The 22,646-nt window shown below is 49.2% G+C and carries 18 protein-coding genes and 1 riboswitch; of the genes, 8 read left to right on the forward strand and 10 right to left on the reverse strand.

The features are described from left to right. Positions 1–362 precede the first annotated feature (362 nt). The 4 genes from VM802_RS12820 to VM802_RS12835 all read right to left on the reverse strand — a co-directional run bounded on the left by VM802_RS12820 (position 363) and on the right by VM802_RS12835 (position 7,461). Entirely contained in the window at positions 363–1,694 is a 1,332-nt protein-coding gene (locus tag VM802_RS12820; protein WP_325531017.1) for a vanadium-dependent haloperoxidase, read from the reverse strand. 133 nt (positions 1,695–1,827) lie between these two features. Continuing rightward, complete coding sequence (locus VM802_RS12825; RefSeq protein WP_325531019.1) at positions 1,828–2,946, reverse strand: efflux RND transporter periplasmic adaptor subunit; 1,119 nt, start codon at positions 2,944–2,946, stop codon at positions 1,828–1,830. After that, on the reverse strand, positions 2,933–6,070 hold the full coding sequence (locus VM802_RS12830; RefSeq protein ID WP_325531021.1) for an efflux RND transporter permease subunit: 3,138 nt from the start codon (positions 6,068–6,070) through the stop codon (positions 2,933–2,935). The genes VM802_RS12825 and VM802_RS12830 overlap by 14 nt, the downstream gene beginning before the upstream one ends. Positions 6,071–6,081: 11 nt before the next feature. Next, on the reverse strand, positions 6,082–7,461 hold the full coding sequence (locus VM802_RS12835) for a TolC family protein (RefSeq protein WP_325531023.1): 1,380 nt from the start codon (positions 7,459–7,461) through the stop codon (positions 6,082–6,084). 514 nt (positions 7,462–7,975) lie between these two features. On the opposite strand from VM802_RS12835, the gene VM802_RS12840 reads away from it, so the two are divergent. From VM802_RS12840 to VM802_RS12860, 5 genes are read left to right on the forward strand one after another with little or no spacing between them, the layout of a single operon-like run. Beyond that, positions 7,976–8,356 carry a response regulator transcription factor gene (locus VM802_RS12840; protein ID WP_325531025.1) on the forward strand — a complete coding sequence of 127 codons (381 nt, stop codon included), beginning with the start codon at positions 7,976–7,978 and terminating at the stop codon, positions 8,354–8,356. 38 nt (positions 8,357–8,394) lie between these two features. Next, a complete protein-coding gene (locus VM802_RS12845; RefSeq protein WP_325531027.1) occupies positions 8,395–9,540 on the forward strand; it encodes a HEAT repeat domain-containing protein in 1,146 nt (381 codons plus the stop codon). Beyond that, on the forward strand, positions 9,540–10,976 hold the full coding sequence (locus VM802_RS12850; RefSeq protein WP_325531029.1) for a glycosyltransferase family 2 protein: 1,437 nt from the start codon (positions 9,540–9,542) through the stop codon (positions 10,974–10,976). The genes VM802_RS12845 and VM802_RS12850 overlap by 1 nt, the downstream gene beginning before the upstream one ends. A 22-nt stretch (positions 10,977–10,998) precedes the next feature. Next, a complete protein-coding gene (locus tag VM802_RS12855) occupies positions 10,999–13,554 on the forward strand; it encodes a YaiO family outer membrane beta-barrel protein (protein WP_325531031.1) in 2,556 nt (851 codons plus the stop codon). Between the two features lie 3 nt (positions 13,555–13,557). Beyond that, positions 13,558–15,777, forward strand: coding sequence for a glycoside hydrolase family 20 protein (locus tag VM802_RS12860; protein ID WP_325531033.1), 2,220 nt, complete (start codon positions 13,558–13,560; stop codon positions 15,775–15,777). 92 nt (positions 15,778–15,869) lie between these two features. Here the strand turns inward: VM802_RS12860 and VM802_RS12865 are convergent, their stop codons facing one another. Further along, complete coding sequence (locus VM802_RS12865; RefSeq protein WP_325531035.1) at positions 15,870–16,685, reverse strand: siderophore-interacting protein; 816 nt, start codon at positions 16,683–16,685, stop codon at positions 15,870–15,872. A gap of 224 nt (positions 16,686–16,909) precedes the next feature. Here VM802_RS12865 and VM802_RS12870 point away from each other — a divergent pair, with 224 nt between their 5' ends. Next, complete coding sequence (locus tag VM802_RS12870) at positions 16,910–17,413, forward strand: DinB family protein (RefSeq protein WP_325531037.1); 504 nt, start codon at positions 16,910–16,912, stop codon at positions 17,411–17,413. Positions 17,414–17,495: 82 nt separating this feature from the next. Here VM802_RS12870 and VM802_RS12875 read toward each other — a convergent pair whose 3' ends face one another. After that, positions 17,496–17,882 carry a winged helix-turn-helix transcriptional regulator gene (locus tag VM802_RS12875; protein ID WP_325531039.1) on the reverse strand — a complete coding sequence of 129 codons (387 nt, stop codon included), beginning with the start codon at positions 17,880–17,882 and terminating at the stop codon, positions 17,496–17,498. A gap of 137 nt (positions 17,883–18,019) precedes the next feature. Between VM802_RS12875 and VM802_RS12880 the strand changes: the two genes are divergently transcribed. Then, positions 18,020–18,889 (forward strand): NAD(P)-dependent oxidoreductase, encoded by an 870-nt coding sequence (locus VM802_RS12880; RefSeq protein ID WP_325531041.1) that lies wholly within the window; start codon positions 18,020–18,022, stop codon positions 18,887–18,889. A 79-nt stretch (positions 18,890–18,968) separates the two neighbouring features. Beyond that, positions 18,969–19,065: riboswitch (TPP riboswitch) on the reverse strand. A gap of 36 nt (positions 19,066–19,101) precedes the next feature. Here the strand turns inward: VM802_RS12880 and VM802_RS12885 are convergent. Then, complete coding sequence (locus VM802_RS12885) at positions 19,102–19,269, reverse strand: hypothetical protein (RefSeq protein WP_325531043.1); 168 nt, start codon at positions 19,267–19,269, stop codon at positions 19,102–19,104. A gap of 334 nt (positions 19,270–19,603) precedes the next feature. On the opposite strand from VM802_RS12885, the gene VM802_RS12890 reads away from it, so the two are divergent. Further along, positions 19,604–19,810 carry a dodecin family protein gene (locus VM802_RS12890; protein ID WP_325531045.1) on the forward strand — a complete coding sequence of 69 codons (207 nt, stop codon included), beginning with the start codon at positions 19,604–19,606 and terminating at the stop codon, positions 19,808–19,810. A gap of 176 nt (positions 19,811–19,986) precedes the next feature. Here VM802_RS12890 and VM802_RS12895 read toward each other — a convergent pair whose 3' ends face one another. The 3 genes from VM802_RS12895 to VM802_RS12905 form a co-directional block, all read right to left on the reverse strand. Then, the gene (locus VM802_RS12895; protein WP_325531047.1) at positions 19,987–21,069 is read right to left on the reverse strand and encodes a metallophosphoesterase; all 1,083 of its coding nucleotides are present in this window, start codon (positions 21,067–21,069) and stop codon (positions 19,987–19,989) included. Positions 21,070–21,092: 23 nt separating this feature from the next. Beyond that, a complete protein-coding gene (locus tag VM802_RS12900) occupies positions 21,093–22,010 on the reverse strand; it encodes an alpha/beta fold hydrolase (RefSeq protein ID WP_325531049.1) in 918 nt (305 codons plus the stop codon). A gap of 201 nt (positions 22,011–22,211) precedes the next feature. After that, positions 22,212–22,571, reverse strand: coding sequence for a SnoaL-like domain-containing protein (locus VM802_RS12905; protein WP_325531051.1), 360 nt, complete (start codon positions 22,569–22,571; stop codon positions 22,212–22,214). Between the last annotated feature and the right edge of the window lie 75 nt (positions 22,572–22,646).

The following is a 22,646-nucleotide window of genomic DNA, read 5'->3' on the forward strand; positions in this document are numbered from 1 at the left end:
AGCGTATTCGCAAAGGCCAATAACGGAAACCACCCATGATAACTGTACACACCTGTCGGGCTGGCCACATCAGGGCCAGCCCTGATATTGTGTATGCTTTCGCTTGTCATTTGATTATCAAAGGATGCAAAATTTGCGTACTAAGGACGAGACAAAGGCATACCAACGGTATACCAAAGCCCAGTCAACCCCCAGGTAACGCCCTGTTAAAAGCGCACTTGCTATAAATGATCTTATCTAGTAGTGCCAGAACTAAGCTAGACACGCAGCAACAGGAATCCGCCTATACTACGTTTGACCACCATCTAAAAAGGGACGCACAGGCGTCCCTTTTTAGATGGTTCACTGTCATAACATCATGCCTAATATCTCAACGACAGCACATGATCCGCCAGTTCCTTACCGGTCTGCTTACCGTTTTCGCTGTCGAAATCATAGTGGATACCGCCATACACACGGGAGATAGCCGCTTCATCAATCATAGCGTTGAAGTTATCAAAATACCGTGGGGTAAAACCGTCCGGTATTTTCTGCTTGTCGGTGAAAGCAAAGCTATGACCAAAGTAGTCTTCCAGTATGTGACCGACAGCACTCGAGAAAGTAGCATGACCAGATGTATAGGCAGGGAAGGGCGGCGTACCGATCAGACTGTTCCAGCCTGTGTCAATACGGTTACGGATATACGTAACCGGACGTAACACGTTGTACTTGTATTTGTACTTCCAGCAGATGATACCCGCATCGTTCAGGCCTATGCCTACTTTGGCAAGGAGTGATGCCGCCTGCCCGAGACTGAGATGCTGCTCGCTGACCAGTTGTACTGCAATGCCTATCAGGTGGCCCGGAGGGGTGAAAGTGTTGCTGCCATCCGCCCAGTATTTGGCAATCGTATTTTGCTCAGGCGTCAGTGTTTTGGAGATCTTGTACACCCCGTTAGCAGATTGGTAGAAGGCGGAGGTGGTGTCTGTTGAATAGGGTGGCGGCAGAATCCTGGTGAGATCAGGCTGATCCGGTTTTACCAGCAAGCGGTTGTTGCCCCAGTAGGGTAACATGGCGCGCTGAAATCCCGGCGGAGTAGGCACCCATAGCCCCGGACCAACGGGTGGCGTGTAGTCCGTAGGGAAGTTGTTCAGGTAGCCATCTTTACCGCCATCCGCAGCAGACCACTGATAAATAGCTGCTGCTATCTGTTTGCCAAAGGCAGTGGACCGGTCAATATCTGCCTGTGTGTAGCCGTCGCTCAGTGAGGTAAGATCATTGCTTTCCTGCTGATCGATCAACTGTAAATTGGCTGGCGAGGCATTGGGAAACAGGTACCTGATGATGTCCGCCATGGCGCTGTTGGCCGCTATTGCCCAGATATACCTTTTCCCGCTTTCCGGTGTGGGCAGCGTGGTAAGGCCGTCCAGCTGGCCCTTCAGTGTAGGCACGCCGTATATGCCCCATACAACGGCTTCATGCAGCGCAATGCCCGTATAGGCAATTGCCCTGGCGGCAACAGGTGGTGCAAAGCCTGGGCTCTCCTTGATCAGTTTCTGTTCCAGCTTAAACCAGGATACAGGTACCGCGCAGCTGTTGCTGAATGATTCCGTGGTTACTTCAGGTGGAGGAGGCGCAACCTCTTTTTTACAGGCGATCATTCCGGTGATCAGTAATAGATAAACGCAACAGCGTTTAAGTGTGGTGGTTTCCATAATGAAGGGGTTTATCAATTAAAAAATAGGGGTGTATCCTTTGAATTGCATCCAAATGCTAAAATACTTAGTATTTAATGAAAACAGATCGCAGTGTCAGGAGACAAACCGGCAGTTCCCTGACACCCGGTGATCAACTCCTGGCTTTCAGTTTCCAGAAGCCTGTGCTGCCTGGTTTCCGCTCATCCGTTGCCTTCACCAGCAGGGTATCGCCGGCTTTCAGGTTACCGAATACCTCCACCGCACTATCCGTGGTGATGCCTTGCCTTACGTCTGTCCAGGCGGCTTTGCCGTCTTTCACCTGTATCACAAATTTTCTTTCCTGTGTGGTGGCAATGCTGCTGAATGGCACCGTGAAAGAAGGAGCACCTCTTTCGAGCTTCAGTTTTACGTAGGCGAACGCGCCGGCTTTCAGCTGATGTCCGCTGTTGTCTACCCTGAACTCCCACAGCTCTGTACGCGTAGCAGGATCTATCGTCTCTGATTTACGTGCAAGCATTGCTTTGAAATATTGCGTAGGATAGGCATCCACCCGGAAGTCAATTTCTTTGGATACAGCCGCTGCCACATATACTTCGGGAACGGCTACACGCAGACGGAGCACATGGTTGTTCTGTACGGTGAGCAGCTGCGCGCCGGGCCCTGTAATAGCGCCGGGATCTGCTTTACGTGCTGTGATCACTCCATCGAAAGGAGAGATGATATACAGGTAGCCGGATATGGCCTTATAGGATTGCGCTTGTTTCCCTGCAGCTGCATATGCGGCGCTGTCGGCCAGCATCTGGTTGCGGTTCCGCTCCAGGTCTGCCGGCGCAACGATGCCGGGAGTAGGCGCCTGTGAAGCGCGGTATAGCCTTTCGTACTGGTCTTTGCTGGACATCCACTTCGCCCTGGCCGACTGTACGCTCGCTTCTGATTCGGCAAAGCGGCTGTTCACTTCAGGGGCCTCAATAACCGCCAGCACCTGTCCTTTCTTTACGCGGTCACCCAGGTCCACTTTCATCTCCCGGATGAAGCCCTGCACCTTTGCAAAAAGTTCCGCACTCTCATATGGGATCAGCTCCGCCGGCAGCTCTATCGTTTTCTTTACCGTGTCCCCGCGAAGGATAAATACTGGTATCGTATCCGGAACATTGCCGTTGGCGGTGTTGTTCTGTTCCTGCCCGTTTCCGCCGCAGGCGCACAATACAGGCAATAACAGGTATATAGCAATATGACGCATGTGAGGTAGACGACTTTTAATGTTTGTCATAATTTTTACTGTTTGTATCATCAGGATCGAGAGAAACCGGTTGATAGGATTTCCTTCCAGTTGTTTGCTGATAGATATGAGGAAGAATGAATAGTACGGTGACAGCGGACAATAACAGTCCCCCGATAACGGCAATGGCCAGTGGCGCTGTCTGGTCGCTGCCTTCGGCCAAACCGAGCGACATTGGTATCATCCCGGTGATCATAGCAATGCTTGTCATCAGTATGGGACGTAGTCTGCCTTCAGCTGCCTGCATATAGGCATTACCGTTACCCTGTCTGCGCAGCTGCTCTGCATGCGTTATGAAGAGCACCGCATTGGCAATGGCCACACCCACCGCCATGATCGTACCCATGTATGACTGTATGTTCAGTGAGTTCCCCGTCATCAGTAGGAATAACAGGGAACCTGCCACCACGGCAGGTACTACGGATAATATGATAAGCGCAATACGGAATGATTGAAAATATACTGCCATCAGCAGAAAGATAACCACTATGGCAATAAGGAGTCCTGACTGAAGGCTGCTAAGCGTTTGTTGCAGTAGTTCAGGCTGACCGCGTAATAATATTTTGGCGCCGTTAGGTAGCTTGCCCATGCGTTTGATCAGCTGATCCACTTTGCGGAATACACCGCCGGCATCCTCCTCTTCAATATTGGCGGTGATGGTAATATAACGCTGCTGGTTCAACCGGTCATATTCTCCTGCGGTACTGGTCCGTTTCCACGTAGCCACTTCGTTGAGGTAGTGCTCATTGCCCACAGGTATGGCTTCCAGCTGACTGGTACTGTTCATGCGGTATTCCGGGTATTGCACCTGCACCTGGTAAGCGGTGCCGGTGGCCTTATCCAGCCAGTAGCCCGGCGTGGTAAAGCGGCTGGAAGACGTGGCCGCCACAGTTGATCGCGCAATCTGTTCGCTGCTAAGTCCGGCTTGGCCTGCCTTCACGCGATCTATGTCCAGCCGGATAGCCGGGTAATCCAACGGTGTGGCTATCTGTAAGTCGCGCAGCGTGGGGATCTGTGATAGCTGCTGCATCAGCTGTGTAGCTGTTTTGCGGCCTTCTGCGAGGTTCCTGTTAACTACCGCTATTTCTACGGGATTGGTACTGCCCAGGTTAAGTACCTGTTCAACTATATCGCCTGGCTCAAAAGAGATCTTCACTGCAGGTATCTCCTGTCTGACAGCCGCTCTCAGCTTTTCCTGAAAGCGCCTCACTGGAATAGCGCCCTTTTTCAGCCGGATACGGGCCACAGATTCATAAGGTCCGCCTGTCCACAGATGGATATAGTTCACCGGGTAGCTGGATGGCTGTGTGCCTACAAACGCGGAAGTGATGATCGTATTACCATGTCCTGCGATACTGTCTGCCAGCTGCAACAGTTTACGCGTGGCGTCTTCAGTGCGCTCAAAGCGGGTGCCTACGGGCATGCGTAAACGAACCTGTGTTTGTCCGCTGTCTGTATGCGGAAACAGCGCTGTGCCGGCAAACCGGAACAATAACCACAATATTCCTGCTGATACCGCGAGGAAGAGCGCTGTGAACCAGCCGGAGGCTACACGCATGCGGTATCCTGCTGTTGCATAACGTTGCCGGATACGTTGAAAGAAACTTGCTGCACGGCTTTCTCCGGCAGTATTATTGATACGCGCTTTCAGCAGCAGGCTGGCTGCTACCGGTACAAAGGTTTGTGATAACAGAAAGGACGCGATCATAGCGAAGCCTACTGCCAATGATAATGGCATGAACATGGCTCTGGGTATGCCGTTCATGAACAAGGCAGGTACAAACACTGACAGTATGCTCAGTAATATGAGCAGTTTAGGCGCCGCAATCTCCTTGCTGGCATCCGCTACAGCCCTGGATTTGCTTTTACCTGTCTCCATGTGCCGGTGAATATTTTCGATGGTCACCGTCGCTTCATCTACCAGTATCCCAACAGACAACGCGAGCCCGCCCAATGTCATGATGTTGATGGTCTGGCCTGTGAGGTAAAGCAGGATGGAAGAAGTGAGTAATGCCAGCGGAATGGTGAGCACCACAATCAATGCGCTGCGGGAGTCGGCCAGGAACAGCCATACGATCAGGCCCGTAAGAAGGGCGCCCAGCCCACCTTCGAAGAGAAGGCTGCGCAGCGAATTGATCACGTACCCTGACTGATCAAAGGCATAGCTGACCTTAATATCCGGAGGGATAGCGGCCTGCATGTCAGGCAATGCGGCCTTTACACGTTGGACTACATCCCAGGTGGAGGCATCCGCTCTTTTCGTAACAGGAATATAGACGGAACGCTTACCATTGATCAGTGCGTAGCTGGTGGTAACGTCGGCGCCGAGGCTCACAGTGGCTATATCCTTCACATAGACGGAAGGCCCTGTACCCTGTTGCAGTGGCGTATTCTGGAGGTCCTGCAATGTTTCGATCGTGCTGTTCTGCGGCGTGATATAGGTAGTATCACCGATACGGATATTACCTGCCGGTGAGATCGTATTGAACCGGGCAATCGTCTGTACCACCTGGTCTGGTGAAAAATGGTAAGCGCGCAGTTTTTCAGGGTCCAGGGTGATAAGCACCGTTTTCTGGTTGCCACCGAAAGGGGGAGGTGCTGATACGCCCGGGAGCGTAGCAAACATTGGGCGTACACGAAACAAGGCCAGGTCCGATATCTCACTGAGGGATCTGCTCTCTGAACTAAATACCAGTTGTCCTACAGGGACGCTGCCCGCATCAAAACGCGTTACAAAAGGAGGGACTGTACCTGGTGGCATAAAGGCCCTGGCGCGCGTTACATAGCCTGCAACCTCGGCCATTGCCTGGCTCATGTCTGTACCTTCATTGAATACAATCTTGATGATAGCCGCACCCTGTATGCTTCTAGACTCCACATACTTTACGCCGGTGATATACAGGAAATGATATTCATAGTAAGAGGTAACAAAGCCTTCCACCTGCTCGGGCGACAACCCACCGTAGGGCTGCGCCACGTATACCGCCGGCAGCCCCATCTTCGGGAAAATATCTATGCGGGCATTGCGTATGGACAGAAATGAGAAAAGCAATATTGCTATAACGGCAACGAATACACTAACGGGATGCCGCAATGCCTGGATAATCAGTTTCATAAAATATATTGTTATTTCATGTTGTCGGTGAATATTTCTAATCGTCCCTGTGCTACGGCTACTTCCAGCAGCGCGCGCCACAATTGGAGGCTGGCGCGGTAACCGCTTGCTTCTGCTTTCTGCAGATCGTATTGCCCCTGTGTCAGCCTCGTGAAATCGGTAAGGCCGTTTGCGTAGCCCAGCTTCAGCCCATCAAATGCAAAACTTGCTGCCTTCGTCTGTATGGCTGACTGCCGCACAATCTCCAGGTTCTGATGATAATTGAACCATGCCGTTCGTTGTTGCTGCCGGAGGTCCAGCGTTGTCTGTTCGAGCTGTGCTTCATCGGCTTTCAGCAGGAAACGGTATTGCTTCTTTTGTAGGTTGGTACGTGCGAAGCCGAGGATAGGAAAGCTCACCTGGAGGCCCGCGCCATAGTTATTGCGCTGCAGTGACCAGCCGGCTGGCTTGTCTATGCTGCCATCTGCCGCAATGCCTGAACCACGTGCATAGGCATTGGCCCAGAGATCAAGCCGGGGAAGCCAGCTGTGTTGGATCTCTTTCAGGGCAGCAGCACTCACGTCCTTCCTGGCGGTGTAATACCGGAAATGCGGATGGTTGTTAAGCGTATTTGTAGTATCCGGAGATGATGGCAGGCGGCCTAACAGGAGCGTGTCTGAAAGTACCAGCTGGTCCGGGCTGATAGATAGGTTCCCCAACCGTGAAAGCTCCGTGAGCTGCGCATAATACTGTTGTTGCAATACCAACAATTCAGTACGTGCCTGTGCCAGCGCCGCCTGAAATTGTGTGGTGTCGATGCCTGGGCGGAGACCCTGCCGCGCCAGTACAAGCGACTGTTCCTGGCCAGCCTCTGTACGGGAGATATTAGCACGGCTGCTCTGCATCAGTTGCTGCAGATAAAGGGCGTCAAGGTAGGTGGTGATGGTAAGGTATTGCTGCCGGAACAAAGCATCGCTGTAGTAACTCGCTGCCATCTTGTACTGCGCTGCCGCCCTGCGGGCCGCAGCTTCGCGCTGACCAAAGGTAAGCGGGTTCCATCTGATCATCGCCATCAGGGCAGTACCTGGAACCGGATCATAGATATTGCCACTGGATGGCGGCCCGCTGATAGGTAACAACAGTCCGGGATAGCTCATGCCCGTAATGTTGTTATAGGTGGCATAGCCAGCCTGATAGCCTGCCGTCACCTCCGGAACAAGCGTGTTCCGCTCAAGTTGTTCACTGTATTGGGCTGCCTGCGTTTGTAAAGCATACGCTTTCAGTTGCGGCTGACTGGTCTCTACCAACTTCAGGGCTTCCGCAAGACTAAGCGTTTGCTGCTGTGCGCCCGCTGCGACAGCCAATAACAGGAGGCCGCAGCCGACAGATGCCCATTTCCAGTATGTGTTCATTAAATTGTTATGTTTTCCTAATATATGAAAAGGTAACCAATTAAGGATGTATATAATTTAAACTTTACAATATGTTATCCCACTGTTAACCTGGCGCATAATTTTTTCCATCCGGATAATTCGTTGCAAATTCGCACCAACAAACTGCAACAGATAGAAAGTAACCAAAGGTTTTGTATTTATTTTACCTAAAACCCAATTTTTTTTACGCGTCTTCATGTTTTAGCAGTGTCAGTAAAGTGTCGTGCTGACAATTAATCTCCAAATCAAATAAGACCCTTATAATTAATTGGTATCAAAGGAATTGGATAGCTTGATATTTTTGGCATGGTATATGCAAATGTGCGTGTGCTTAGCCAACGAGCTCCATAGTTTTGACCATGTTTCTGTGAGGCACCAGTAATCAGCTGATGTCTTTTTATCCTACCATCTTTATCATCCTGAACTCCCTCCTTTGTCATTCCTGACAGAGAGCGGATTTCTATTAATTAACTGTTCGCAAAAACAACAGATTATGAAGCGTATATTGATTATTGAAGACGACACATTTATGGCACGCGCGGTGAATCTTATTTTAGGTAAACAGGGCTACAATATAACAATCGCCCAGAATGGTAAGGAAGCAATCGGTCACATGGAAGGAGGCGATTTTGATCTGATCATAACAGACCTCATGCTGCCTTTTGCAAGTGGTCTTGAACTTTTAAGCAGGCTTAAACGTAATCAGCTAAAGAAGGGTACACCTGTAATGATACTTTCCGCTATCACCAACGAAAAAACAGTATTGGATGGTTTTGATCTTGGAGCAGATGACTATCTGAAAAAACCATTTGCCCCAAGTGAACTGGTGTCCAGGGTAAACCGTCTGGTACAGCAGGTCCAGAACGTGTATTAATCGTATTTCTATAGTGTCTATTTTTAGTTAAGAGAGTCATGTTTTCATTCTTTAATGGGATAGAGTCGTGGTTTGTGGAAGTGAAGGAAAATTTTTTCTGGCTGCCCACATTCATCAAAGGAGCTATCATCGTTTCCTTACTCGCTATTGCCGGCATCTTTTTAGCTTACCTGAACATGTTGCTGCTGAGGGCTGTGAAGTATTTCCAGGACCGCAGGAATGAACCAGTAGCTGAACAGATAGATGTGCTCATGTTGGAGCATATGGTTCAGCAGGACATCTTTGATGAAAAGCAGCCGCCTGCCCTGAACGAATTCCGTAAGCTTCCCCTGCATCATAAATGGGGCAGGGAATTACTGGTGCAGAAAATACTGCACTACAGGAGGAACTTCAGCGGGCATGTGGCAGATCTGTCGAGGAGCCTTTACATAGACCTGGGGCTGCATCAATATGCACAGCAGAAACTCAGCAGCCCCAATCCTAAAAGGATTGTAGAAGGATTGAGTGAATTGTTCAATATGGAAATTACAGTGGAAGAAAAGGTAGTACTGCCATTGATCAATCACCATAACCGCTATGTGCGCGAAATGGCACGCTGCTATTTCGCCAAATGTTCAGCTGAGCACCCGATGGATTTTCTACAGGAGATCAGCAAACCCTTGCTGGCATGGGAACAGTTTGAACTGTTCCGCCTGGTCACCCAACGTACAGATATACCGGTACCGTCTTTTGCAAGATGGATAGATCCTGCTTATCATCCTTCTGTAATATCCTTCTGTCTTAAACTGGCCGCTCATTTCCAGCAGTTCGATGCCATCCCTGCGGTGATGTCTATGCTGAAATCAGAGAACCTGGAATTACGTGCACTGTCCATCAACAGCCTGGGAAAACTGATGGCACTGGAAGCAGAGCTGGAGCTCGTCAGCATGTATGAAGAGCAACCGTTATCCTGCAGGGAGGAGATACTTAAGGCGCTTGGCCGTATCGGAAGCGGCAGGCAGCTGGACTTCCTGCGTAGCCAGTTCCTCAGCTCAGAAGACTTTGAGATCAAAAAACAAGCGGCAAAATCAATTGTTAATCATAAGGCACTGGCTCAGCTGATGTTGCAGCAACTGCAGGCGCAGAGCGTAGGGCAGCATCATACCATATTGCAGCATTGCCTTAACCCTCTAATAAAATATTGATGCAACATACTATCTGGACAAATATTACTAAGTTTTACGAACATGCTGTCTTCTTTTATTGTGTGTTGTTGTTTGCGTTCTACACCTTCCTGGCGTTCCTGTCTTACTTTGCCATCAGGCGGTACAGCTGGAAAAACAGGATCAGGGAAACGCTGACATTGGTGGAGTCTCCACTTACACCGGGCATTTCTGTTATTGCCCCGGCATATAATGAAGCAGTGACCATCATCCCAAACGTACGCTCATTGCTCACCCTGAACTATCCCCGGTTTGAGGTGATCATTGTGAATGACGGCAGTACGGATGAAACGCTGGAGAAACTGATCAATGAATTTGAACTGTCGGAGATAGATTTTGCTTATAATCAGCAGCTGACCTGTCAGCCTGTAAAACGTTTCTTTAAGTCAGACAATCCTGCTTACGCCAAACTCCTGGTGGTCGACAAAGTGAATGGTAAAAGCAAGGCGGATGCAGTGAATGCCGGTATCAACGCTGCGTCTTTCGCTTACTTCCTCAATACGGACGTAGATTGTATCCTCGACCGGAACACCCTGCTGAAACTGATCCGTCCATTTATGGATGAAGAGACCAGGGTGATCGCTACGGGCGCCACTTTGCGTATGGCTAATTCCTGCGAAGCAGATGCCGGTATGCTTACTTCAATCAAACCTCCGGAAGAGTGGCTGCCCCGTTTCCAGGAAATGGAATACATCCGCTCTTTTGTGCTGGGCAAAATGGGGTGGACTTCCATTAATGCGGTGCCTAACGTTTCCGGCGGACTCGGTCTCTTCGATAAAGAGATTGTCGTCAAAGCCGGCGGCTATGATCCCAAATCGCTGGGAGAAGATATGGATATGATTATCCGTATGTGCAAATACATGTGCGAACAGAAGCTGGAATACGCGGTACGTTACATCCCCGAAACACTTTGCTGGACGGAAAGCCCGTCTACGTTCAAAGTATTTGGCAGGCAGCGTACCCGTTGGGCAAGAGGATTGTTACAGATCTTCAGTACGCACCGGAGCGTGTTGTTCAATCCAAAATACAAGCGCCTGGGCCTGATCGTATTCCCCTACAATTTCATTTTCGAACTGCTGGCGCCACTCATTGAGTTTGTGGGCCTGCTGTATTACATCTATATCGTGGTGTTCAACATCATCAACTGGGATTTCGCCGTCATCCTGCTGTTGTTCATTTATACCTTCTCGGTGTTCATCTCTTCGCTGGCTATCCTCTGGGATCAGCTGACCTTCCGTTATTACCAGAGCTGGAAGGATGTTGCCAAACTGTGCATGATGACATTCCTGGAGCCATTTTTATATCACCCGTTGGTACTGTTCTTTGCCATGAGAGGCTACTTGTATCAGCTTACCGGTAAGAAGCACGGCTGGGGCAATATGCAGCGTAAAGGTTTCAAACAACAGCCTGCGGTATAATTATTCATCAGATCAATTAAGAATGGTTTACTGGAAAAATATAATACAGGTCTTCTTTTTATTCGCATGCCTTTTCTATGCATCAGGCGTAGCGGCACAGCGCAAGGGACTGGTGTCGTCAGACGTCCTCCTGCAAAGAGCGCTGGAAGAGACCAATCAGCGTCACGACTACGAAAAGGCCAAAGCTCTCTGTCTGAAAGCATTGAAGCAGAGCCCTGGTTACACAGATGTTATGCTCTTACTGGGACGCTTATATGTACTTACCGGCGATACGCATGCTGGCAGGATACAATGGCAGCTGGTCCTGAGAAAAGAGCCGAAGAACATGGATGCCCTGCAATATCTCATCAACCTGGAATACAACCAGGGCCGCAGCGGTGAGGCTGTATGCTATGTTGATATGGCATTGGCCGCCGATCCCGACAACAAGGATCTGCTCATGAAGAAGTATGGCATCCTACAGGAAAACAGGCTGAAAACGGAACAGGAAAAAGTACTCGCAAAGCTAAGCACCTTATTTCCCAACGATGAAAAAGTAAAAGGAATTAAGGCAGAATATCTGGCCGCAGGGAAGAAAGAAGAGGCGAACAACACACCGCAGCCGGAAGAAACGCCGGTGCGCAAACCAGACAGCAGGACCATCGAAAAAGACCGCCTGACGAACGCTTATCTCGCTGCCAGGAAACGCGGCGATAAAGCGCAGCAGATAACCCTGAGCCGTCAGCTGCTGGAACTTGAACCGGGTAATAAGTCCGCGTTGAATGCCGTCATCAATACGTACTACAGTATGCAGCATTATAATGATGCGCTGCAGTGGTGCAATGCCGCCCTGATGCAATATCCTTCTGATGCGGATTTTGTGCTGAAGAAAACAGGCATCCTGCAGGATATGCGCCAGTATGATGCTGCCGCGGTATCTGCGGCCTGCCTGCTGAAGGTGCAGCCCAATCAGCGCAACCGCCAGATCTACTATGATATACAACGTCAACGGATAAACGATTTTTCAAAAGCCGGTAACGGCGACAGCGCCCTTTCCGTCATCAACGTATTGTTGCAACAGGCGCCCGGCGATACCACCCTGCTGTTCAAAAAATCAGCTCTGCTGGAAGCCGCAGGTCAATACACGGAAGCGGCCACATTGAGTCGTGCACTGATGACGCAGTATCCCGCCATCACAAAGTATAAACAGGCATACACTGATCAGCTGATGACGGCTGCCCGCCGCGAACTGAGCGGCGCCACACCTGCAAAGGCACAACCGTTGCTACAGGAAGTGGTGCATACGGACCCGCATAACCAGGATGCATGGCTCAGCCTCATCAATCTGCAGAACCGCAACGGCGCTACTACAGCGGCCACTCAGTACTGCGACAGCGCATTGTCGGCGCTCGGTAATAACACGATCATCTTACAAAAGAAATCAGCACTGCTTCAGCAGTCTCATAATTATCCGGCAGCGTATGCTATCTCCGGTCAGCTGCTGCAGCAACATCCGGCAGATACCACCCTGCGCAGCATGTATACAGACCAGTTGATGAGCCATGGCAAACAACTCCGTGACGCCAACGCATGGGATAGTGCACTGACCGTATACCGGATGGCCTATGCATATAATCCTGCTGATACGCTGCTGCTGCAAAGCCTTGCCAATATGCACCTGGCGCTGAAGCAATACGATAGCTCACTGGTATATACCAATAAGGGGTTGCAACTGTATCCGCAGGATAAAGCGCTTCTGATGAAAAAAGCAGAGACGTTGGAAACACTGAAACGATACAGGGAGGCGGCAGCCACCGCAGGCTCACTCAAACACCTGGACCCGGGCAACAGCAATATCCGGAACTATCACGCATGGCTGCAAAGTAAAACATACCGTAACCAGGTGGGTGTTATCCACTTGCAGAGTATATTCGATAATGGCAGCCGTCCCGGCAGTATCACGTCTTTGCAATATCTCCGCTTCCACAACAGGGGAAGCATCGGCGGCAGGATCAACTACGCTGACCGTGCCGGTGGCAACGGTGTGCAGCTGGAAGCAGAAACATATTACACACACAACAAAAGCAACTATTCCTACGGTCTGGTCAGCTGGTCGAATGCAGATGTGTTCCCCCGCTTCCGTGCAGGATATTCGCTCTTCCATAATTTCGGTAAAGAGTGGGAAGGGGAGCTGGGCGCCCGCTATCTGAGGGCCGACAGCGTAGACACCTGGTCTGGCGTATGGTCTGTAGCGAAGTACTGGAACAATTACTGGGTGAACCTTCGGGGTTATGTGATCAATGAACGTGGTAAATGGTTCCAGGCATACACGCTCACCAACCGCTATTATCTCAATGACCAGAAAGACTTTGTAGCGTTAATGTTGTCGCTGGGTACGACACCTGATGACCGCAGCAGGAACTACCAGTTTGCCAAAGCCGTTGACTTCTTCTCCAGCGGCATCGGAGCGGGTTATCAGAAGACTTTCAATTACAGAACCACACTCGGACTGTTCGGCAACTGGACCAATCAACATATCGGCAACGGGCAATCGTACAACCAGTACGATATTTACCTGACGCTGTTGTATAACTTTTAATACATGAAAAGGTGTTTCTATATTCTTTGTCTTATGCTTGCTGTTACGTCGCCGGCCCGCTCCAGTGATCTGGAGCTGGTGTCCGGCGGATCTTCGGCCTACCGCATCAGCATACCGGCGCAACCCTCGCCGGCAGAACAGAAGGCGGCCGGTATCCTGCAACACTACATGCAGGAGGCTACAGGTGTGAAGCTGCCGGTGCAACAGGAAGATAATGCTACCACAAAGACTATACGTATCGCCTATACGAAAGGTATCCCTGCTGAAGGTTATGTTATTGAGGTAAAGGATAATGACCTGCTGATATCAGGAGGGCCGGGAAAAGGCGTTGTGTATGGGGTGTACACCTTTCTCGAGAAACTGCTTCACTGCCGTAAATGGGACGCAGGACCAGCAGACGTTCCATCTACCAATAAGGTAACGGTACCCGGCAACACGCACATCAGCGAAGCGCCGGCTTTTCGCTACCGTGAAGTATACATGCCGGCCGCTGTGAATGACGCAGAATATCTTGACTGGCATAAGCTACAGCGGTTTGAAGATCTCTGGGGTATGTGGGGACATACATTCGGCAAGCTGGTGCCGCCGTCAGACTACTTCAAAACGCATCCGGAATACTATGCACTGGTGAAGGGCGCAAGACAGCCTACCCAGCTGTGTCTCAGCAATGATGGAGTATTTAACATCACCGTAGCCGCGCTGCAAAAACAGATGGAACAACACCCGGATGCATTGTACTGGTCTGTAAGTCCCAATGACGACAATGGCTACTGCGAGTGTGACCTTTGTAAAAAGACAGATAATGTTGAAGGCGGGCCACAGGGTTCGCTTATTCATTTTGTAAATTGCATAGCTGCCCGTTTTCCTGATAAAATATTTACCACGCTGGCATATGGCCATACGGCGCGGCCTACGCTGCACCTGAAGCCTGCAAATAATGTATATATCATGCTTAGCAGCATTGATGCCTACAGAAGCTTGCCCCTGAATAATGAGGCCAGTGCTGCACCTTTCAGGAACTACCTGGATGGATGGGGGACTAAAACATCCCATCTCTTTGTATGGGATTATGTAACGCAGTTCACCAATTACCTGGCGCCGTTTCCGGTACTACATACCTTGCAGCCTAATATGCAGTACTTCCGGCAACACCAGGTGTCTGGCGTATTTGAGCAGGGTAGTGGCGACACCTACAGTGATCTCGCAGAACTGAAAAGTTATCTCCTCGCCAAGCTGCTCTGGAACCCCGATGCAGATGCCCGGCAGCTTACCGCTGAATTTGTGCAGGGCTATTATGGTAAAGCGGCTCCTCACGTGAACGCCTATATGCAGTCATTGCAACAGCATGCCGTAAGTCAGCCTGCCCTGGATATTTACGGTAATCCCGTCAACGAACATGTTACCTTTCTTACACCGGCTTATATTGATCAGTACAGTACTTTGCTGGATAAGGCGGAAGCTGCGGTGGAAGGCGATGCCGGGAGAGCGCCGCGGGTACGCAGGCTGCGGCTTGCGCAGGATTATACATATCTGCAGCAAACGCGTTTCTATGGCATAGAGCAGCATGGTATTTTTGAACAGCGTGATAACGGTAGCTGGAAAGTGAAAGACGGTTTTCAGCAGCGTATACAACGCTTCGCAGACGCTTGCAAACAGGCGGATGTAAAGGAATTGTCGGAAGGCGGACTCACACCGGATGCTTATGCCGCAGAGTGGTCTAAGATACTGGCCGCAGGCGCTCGTCCCAACAAAGCGCTGCATGCACAGGTGGAGCTGCAAACTCCTGCGGCGCCTGAGTTCCCGGCGAAGGGGCCAGCCACGCTGGTAGACGGGAATCCCGGTTATGATGACTTCAGCTATAACTGGCTTTGTTTCTACGGTAAACCGATGCGGGCTACACTCGACCTGGGAAAGGCTGTAGCAGTGAAAGCCGTGGCCATGAATTTCCTGGAAGATCCACGCCATTGGATATTCCGTCCGGCAAGTATTACTGTAGAAGTATCTGCCGACGGGCACACCTTCAGGGAGATAGGTAACCTAAAAAATGAAATGCCTGCAGAGCATTACAACATAGAACGCCCGGCTTATCGCTTCGATAATAAAGACATCATTCCCGTAAGATATATACGGGTGAAAGCCACCAACTGGCCGGAGCTGCCCGCATGGCGTTACCGCGAACGCAGGTTGCCCATGATAGCCTGTGATGAAGTATGGGTGGAGTAACTATTTTTCTAAAATCTGATCTAACCGAAGGGGTAACAGCCGGCAATTACAGGAAGCCGGCTGTTTACATATCAGCTGTATGCTTCCTGGTGTCATTCTATGGAAGATGCATCTTCAGAAGCGCCATATTTCCAGTACGCATAGGCGTCCAGTTCCGTATTGTCCACCTGCAGCTCTTTGCGGAGGTAATGCCTGATCTCCCTGATCGCGGTAGCTTCTGCGGCGGCGTATATAAAGCGGCGATGTGTTTCCTTGTCAGGCAGGGATACATTTCTTACCATGTCTTGCAGGAGAGTGCCGGTGCCAGGGTGTGGGTTGTACAGCCAGGAAATGATCATGTTATGCGCTCTTGTGTTGATCTGTTGTTCTTCGGCAGGGCCAGGTACTTCAATCAGCGCCACTCCTTTGGCGTTCGCAGGCAGGCTTTCGAGTATGACACTGATTACCGGTAGCGCCGTTTGATCTCCGGCAAGCAGATACCAGTCTGCATCCGGGAAAAGCGCTTCTTTTCTGGCTTTCATGGCTACGCCCAGGATATCACCTGGCTCTGCTCTCATTGCCCATGCGGATGCTGGCCCGGTATCGCCATGCACAACAAATTCAAGATGCATTTCTTTTTTCTCCAGGTCAAGCGCACGGAGGGTATAGGTGCGCACGACGGGCTTCTCTGCACCAGGTGGGGAGATCCACTTACCGTTATCAAAAACAGGGTATTGTATAGTGGTGGCCCCTGCAGGCGGGATGTAGATTTTATTGTTAACACCGGTGGTGACATCGCTGAACTTCAGCACATCATCACCCCCCAGCACAACGCGTATCAGGCCTGGCGTAATGTGGTATTTGCGTAATACGGCGAGGGTTTCGCAGATGATGGCTGGTTTGGTTTTGATCTGTCCGGTTGTTTCCATGGTCCTGTTTTTGTGGTCATAAAATCGGGCTTACACAACAAAGGTCGGCGTACCAGGGGGGAATCATTTACGGGATCGGAAAAATCATTTACGGGATCGGGAAAAAGCGCTGGCACATTCTACCCTGTAAATTGACGCATAAGCACCCTGCATTGCATGAATATTGATACTAAGTTTATGTTGTAATACCACGTTGGTTTTTCACAGTGTTAAAACAGATATTTATGGAAACACTTACTTCAAAGAAACCCGCATTAGAGGCTTTTCTTTCGCTGTATGACTATCATTCAAAATTATTCGTCAATTCGCTGGCAGGCGTATCCGAAAAGGATGCTGCCAACAGGCTGGGCACCAAAGCCAATCATATCGGCTGGATAGCAGGAAGTCTCCTGTATCAGCGCTTTTCGCTGGCATCTTTTGTTGGCATAAAGGATGAACCTGAAGGCGCGGAGCTGTTTAAAGACTGGAAAGGCATACAGGATGATGCTACCTATCCTTCACCGCAGGTCTATGTCAGAGACTGGCAGCGGATTTCCCCCATACTCCGCGACGCCTTCGCTGGGCTAAGCGAAGAAGAGTTGAACGGTCCAGATCCGCTTAAAATGCCGGGTGGCAATTATACCCTCTTTGATACCATCATGTTCTGTATCGACCGCGAGTCTTATTGTATCGGGCAGATAGGACTGCTCCGCAGGCAGGTGGGTCTTGATGCAATGAAGTACGATTGATGGTGGAAGCTGGCTTTTTAGCCTTTAGCGGATAAGCATAATGTTAAACAAACTTAAATGGCTATCCGCTAAAGGCTAACAGCTAACTCCCGATTCCCCATTCGCTTATACCTTCAATAGAGGTTTGCCAGTACCTGGAATCGAAATGTGAGCGGTTATCGTTGCCCCACTTCTCCATTGTATAGAGAATAGGCAGAATGCTTTCTCCGAGAGGGGTAAGGTGATACTCTACTTTCAGCGGCAATCCGGGAAATACTGTTTTGCCGATGATACCCATATCTTCCAGGTCCTTCAGCTGCATATTTACCACACGCGGACTTGATAAATAAATAGCCCGATGCAGTTCACTGGGACGTTTAATTCCTGAATGGATACGTTCTATTATCCAGGCTTTCCATTTTCCTCCCAATATCTTGATCGCTATAGCGATGCCACAATCAAGGTTTTCAGGTATTTTCTTCTCGTACATAATCCAGGTTATTTGATCCATAAAGTTAAGGGAATAGGGAGAAATTTTTCCCTCCCTGAATCTTTTCTCCCTTATTGTTTTATGCTGCCCGGCTACTGAACTTTGTTGCATCAGAAAAAGAATAAACGAATAACATTATGGAACAGAAAAAGGAAATTACAGTCATTGGTTTGGGCGATATGGGGGCGATGCTGGTACGTACATTATTAGAGCAGGGTTATAAAGTAACAGGCTGGAACCGTTCAACGGCAAAGGCTTCCGCCCTGGTGGCACAGGGAATGACGCTGGCGTCTTCTGTAGAACAGGCTGTCAGCGCAAGCGAAACTGTCATGGTATGCGTTACCTCCTATGACGTGAGCAGGGAGCTGCTGGGCACTCCTGAAGTGACAACCGCGTTGTCGGGCCGTACTCTGGTGCAGCTGAGCAGTGGCACGCCTAAAGATGCCCGCGATGATGAAGCATGGGCCAATGCCAATAATATTGTCTATCTCGACGGCGCTATACTAGCCGTTCCCAGCCAGATAGGCCGCCAGGATGCGCTCATTTTTGTCTCCGGCTCACCGGCTGCTTACCAGGCCAGTGAGGCGCCGCTCCGTGCGCTGGCGGGCGGACTACAATTCATGGGCGAAGATCCCGGAACGGCTTCCACCTGGGATATGGGCTTCCTGTCTACACTCTTCGGCAGTGTGATAGGCTTCCTGCATGGCGCTAAAGTATTCCAGTCTGAAAATATCCCCGTAGCGGCGCTCGGCAATATGGTTCTGCAGGCTGCCCATAACCTCTGTGAAATGCTCAAAAATCAGGGAGATGTAATACAGTCCGGTAACTACGGAAACTCCGAAAGCTCTCTGGATATCTGCACAAACGGTATGGACCTTTTCCTGAGACAGGCGCAGGAAACAGGCATTAATGCAGACATTCCTGCCTTTATTAAGAGCATATTTAAGAGAGGGCAGGACGCGGGTTACGGTAGTGAGCAGCTGGCAGCGGTGTTTAAAGTACTGTGATAACCGCTCAGCAGGATAATCATATAAATCACAAGTAAATCACAATCAAAAGAGGCTCCGGTTTTGTCCGCCGGAGCCTCTGAATGTTTCTTGGTTTTCCTACGCTGGCATTACCCAGTTCAGGTTCCAGGGTCTGATCTCAGATCTGTTTTACCAGACCACCCCTTTTCAGAAACTTTCATGGTAATAAGTGTAATAACTATGCCAGCATCTTACGGTTCAGGTGTTTCGTCTTCTTGCAATGGCATGGTCTGCGGAACGAAATCGATATTGTCTCTTCCATCGTCATATACCGGGCGGTACACTTCAGGGATCTCACCCGGCCAGTTGCCATGTGGTGGCCGAACGGGCGTAGTCCATTCAAACGGGGGGCTTTCCACGGATTGAGTGATGAAAGTTTGCGCCCCCGGAACATGTTGTAGAAAAAATTAAGAGGGAGAGGAGCTGTACCGCAAATACTGCATTAGCTGTGGTGCTGATTACACGGTTTAGCACCGCATATTGTTTAAAAGCCTCCCGGTTGGAGAAATCATCACAACAGCTGTGGCGGCTTTCAGGCCCTTTTCTTTTCCGGCGCCCGGATTCATACTATTGTTCTGATACATGAGAAGAATGACAGGAAGACAACATTTATCATGCCAGCGGGGTTATAATAAACTGTAGCAACATTATTGTTGCAGCGGGATTATTATTTCACCATAAAAAACAATCACTATGGCTATTGTTAAAGTAATAGAGGTGATCGCCTCTTCTCCAAAAGGTATTGAAGATGCTATTGGCAATGCGGTGACAGAAGTATCAAAAACCATCCATAACATTGACTCCGTTTACGTGAAAGATATAAAGGTGCATGTCAGTGATGGGAAAATATCCTCCTATGGCGTAATATGTAAAGTGGCGTTCAGGGTTGACCAGCATTGATGATCGTTTGATAATGTCTGAACTGTGATTTATTTGATTTGTTTGATTTTCCTGACGAGCGAAGATCTATTGGAATATAATATCCTGGTCAAAAGGCCCTCATAAAAAAGCATCCATAAAAGCCTTCGCTCATCAGGAAAATCAAACAAATCAAATAAATCACAGTCCGGACATTGTTACAGCATATCAAATAAGTAGTATAGCGGCGACTCTTCCAACACCATCCTTGTTACGTTGCCTGTTTTCTTCTCCCATTTCACAAGGCGGATGTAGCCTTCTGCTATTTCAATGCCGGTGATGTCGCCATCGCTGAAGCAGCAGCAGCCGGTGTTGAAGTACGTGGGTGGTACCTTTGTTTTGACAGCGCGCTTGCCTGCGTATTCGGCTTGCCGTCTCAGTAGCTCGTCATTAATCTTTTTTATTTCAGCGTTGCCTCCTTTGGCTGTGGCGCGTTGCAGCTGGCGGTTCAGCCGGTCTATATGATCGAGTGAGGCGAATACCGGCTTATGCGTGTGACCTGCAATCAGTAGTGTATTACTGTATTGTACGCTCCATTCATGCATCATCAGATTGTGCTGATCCACGAGATCGAAGGAGTCCGAGAGGGTATCTGTATGTATATCGAAGAAACGTTGTATGGGAGTCCAGATGGCAGCTACGAACCATTTGCTGAAAGCGTTGCCGTCACTGCGTTGATCACCCTGGTGGCCGTGCGTAAGGAACACCTGGTATTCTTTTTCATTATAGCGGGTGCTGAGGATTAGTCCTTCATATACTTTAAGCTGTTTGCCAAAGATCGGATGGAGGAACTGTTGCTGTGGCAAAGCATATTTCCATTCCAGGTCATGGTTACCGAAGATACGGAAGTAGCGTTCCTGTTGCTGGAACCTGGCTTCTTCCAGTAATGCCAGCCGGTTCTTCTCCATCACTTTTGCAGGTGTGCTTTCCCACAGCTCTTCGCAATCCCCGAGATTTACAAAGGTGAAGTTATTGTTATAATAATAGCTTAACGCACCCAGGTAGTTTTCCTCTGCTGCCATAAAATCATCTGCTGCATCGCGCGCTCCTTTGTGCTGATCGGAGAAGATGATGTAGCGTGTGCTTTCATGGTCGAAGGTAAGTCGTAATCCTCTCTCAGTTTTCCCGTCCAGGATCTCTTGCCGTAATTTTGACAGGGAGTTGAAAACCGCAATCCTATTTGGTTTGGAGGACATGCGATTGGACAACCAGATGATGCAGCGGGCAAAAATCTTTTTCATGTATCAGAATACTGTATAAATTTTTACATCCCTTTCATTACGGTGAAGAGGGTGTCATAGAATGGTTTTCGTTGCTCAAACATAGGAAAGTGTCCTGAAGCCTGTATCCAGTGAAGTTTCGCTACGGGGTGTATGTTCTTCAGCTCATAGGCGTAAAAGGCGAGGGCATCCTGCCGCGCGGCAATTACCTGGAAGGGTCCCTTGTAACGATACAGGGTTTTGCTGAGGTCATAGTTTATTCTGGAGAGATCTTTTATCATCAGTTGTTGCATAGTTGTATTAGACTTCGCCACATCAATTTTTTTCAGGAGGCTGTCGATGATGGTTTTGTCAAACACATACGACATGCGCATGATACGGTTGTATGCCGCAGAATCGGCGGCAGTAGCCTGTCCTGTATTGATCTTTTTCCCAAGACTGTCAAACTGTTCCAGTTCTGATAGGCCCATCCTGGCTTTGAGATTGTTGACATGTGTGGTGAAAAATTCCTGTGAGAATTTGTAGTAACCGGGGCATATAAGCACGAGCCCTTTCACCCGTTGTGGATACGTAGCGGCGAAGTTCATGGCAAGCATAGCGCCCCAGGAATGGCCGTAGAAGAGCGCTTTCTTCAATGAGAGATGATCGAGCAGGCGGTTGAGATCATCCAGCGCAGCCAGCATATTGATAGTAGTGGAATCAAATGGAATGGGGATGGAAATACCGGTGCCTCTTTGTTCGAGCAGGATAACACGGTATTGTCTGCCCAGTTCCTGTGCCACCTCTTCCTGTTGTTGGCAGGAGTTGCCGGGGCCACCGGAAAGCATAATTACTGGCTGTCCCTGACCATAAATATGATAGTAGAGATAACCGTGGGCATATTTGATGGAATCTGTTTTCTGACCTTTACAGAGGTTGGTAACAAGCAGGATGGCAGGGATCAGGTACAATAGCTTTTTCATAAACGAAAGTTACAATAAATGTTGCTCCCCGGATCTGTCAAAAATATTGTTTCAAAACGGGTATGATCGCAGGGAAGGGCATAGTGAAAAAGGAAGTTATTGTATTTTATGCTGCCCGGATGGAGTCATACCGGGCAGCATGAATCATGAAGGAATAATACAGGTTTTATCAGGATGAAATAAAACCGGATCGTGAAGACATTACATGAAGAACTGCTCTGAAATAACTTTACCGTCTTTCACATGGTACACGCAAAGTTCATCCATCTTTGCGCGGTCTTTGCCTTTCATTTTGATGTCCATAGTAAGCACAAAAGCAATAACATTACCCGCAATCTGTGGTGTTGATACAGCCGTGCCGTAGCTGGCTTCAACCATTGAACCAAATTTGCGGCCCTTCTCTATGATGTTGTTCAGCCCTTTGGTTTCCTTTTCAAAATCAGGAGTGGCATAAGGTTCAATGCTGACTATATCATCTGCATATAACTCCTTTTGTGCAGTTTCAAAATCTGCTTTGCGGCAGAGTTCTGCCAGGCGTGCGGCGATTTGTTCTACTGTCATGATTATAAGGTTTTTATTGATAGACAACAAAGCTACGCAATTTAGTATCGTTTTATTGTTTTCATAATTTCCTTT

It is taken from the genome of Chitinophaga sp. (assembly GCF_035538455.1).
In the GTDB taxonomy this organism is placed as follows: Bacteria; Bacteroidota; Bacteroidia; order Chitinophagales; family Chitinophagaceae; genus Chitinophaga.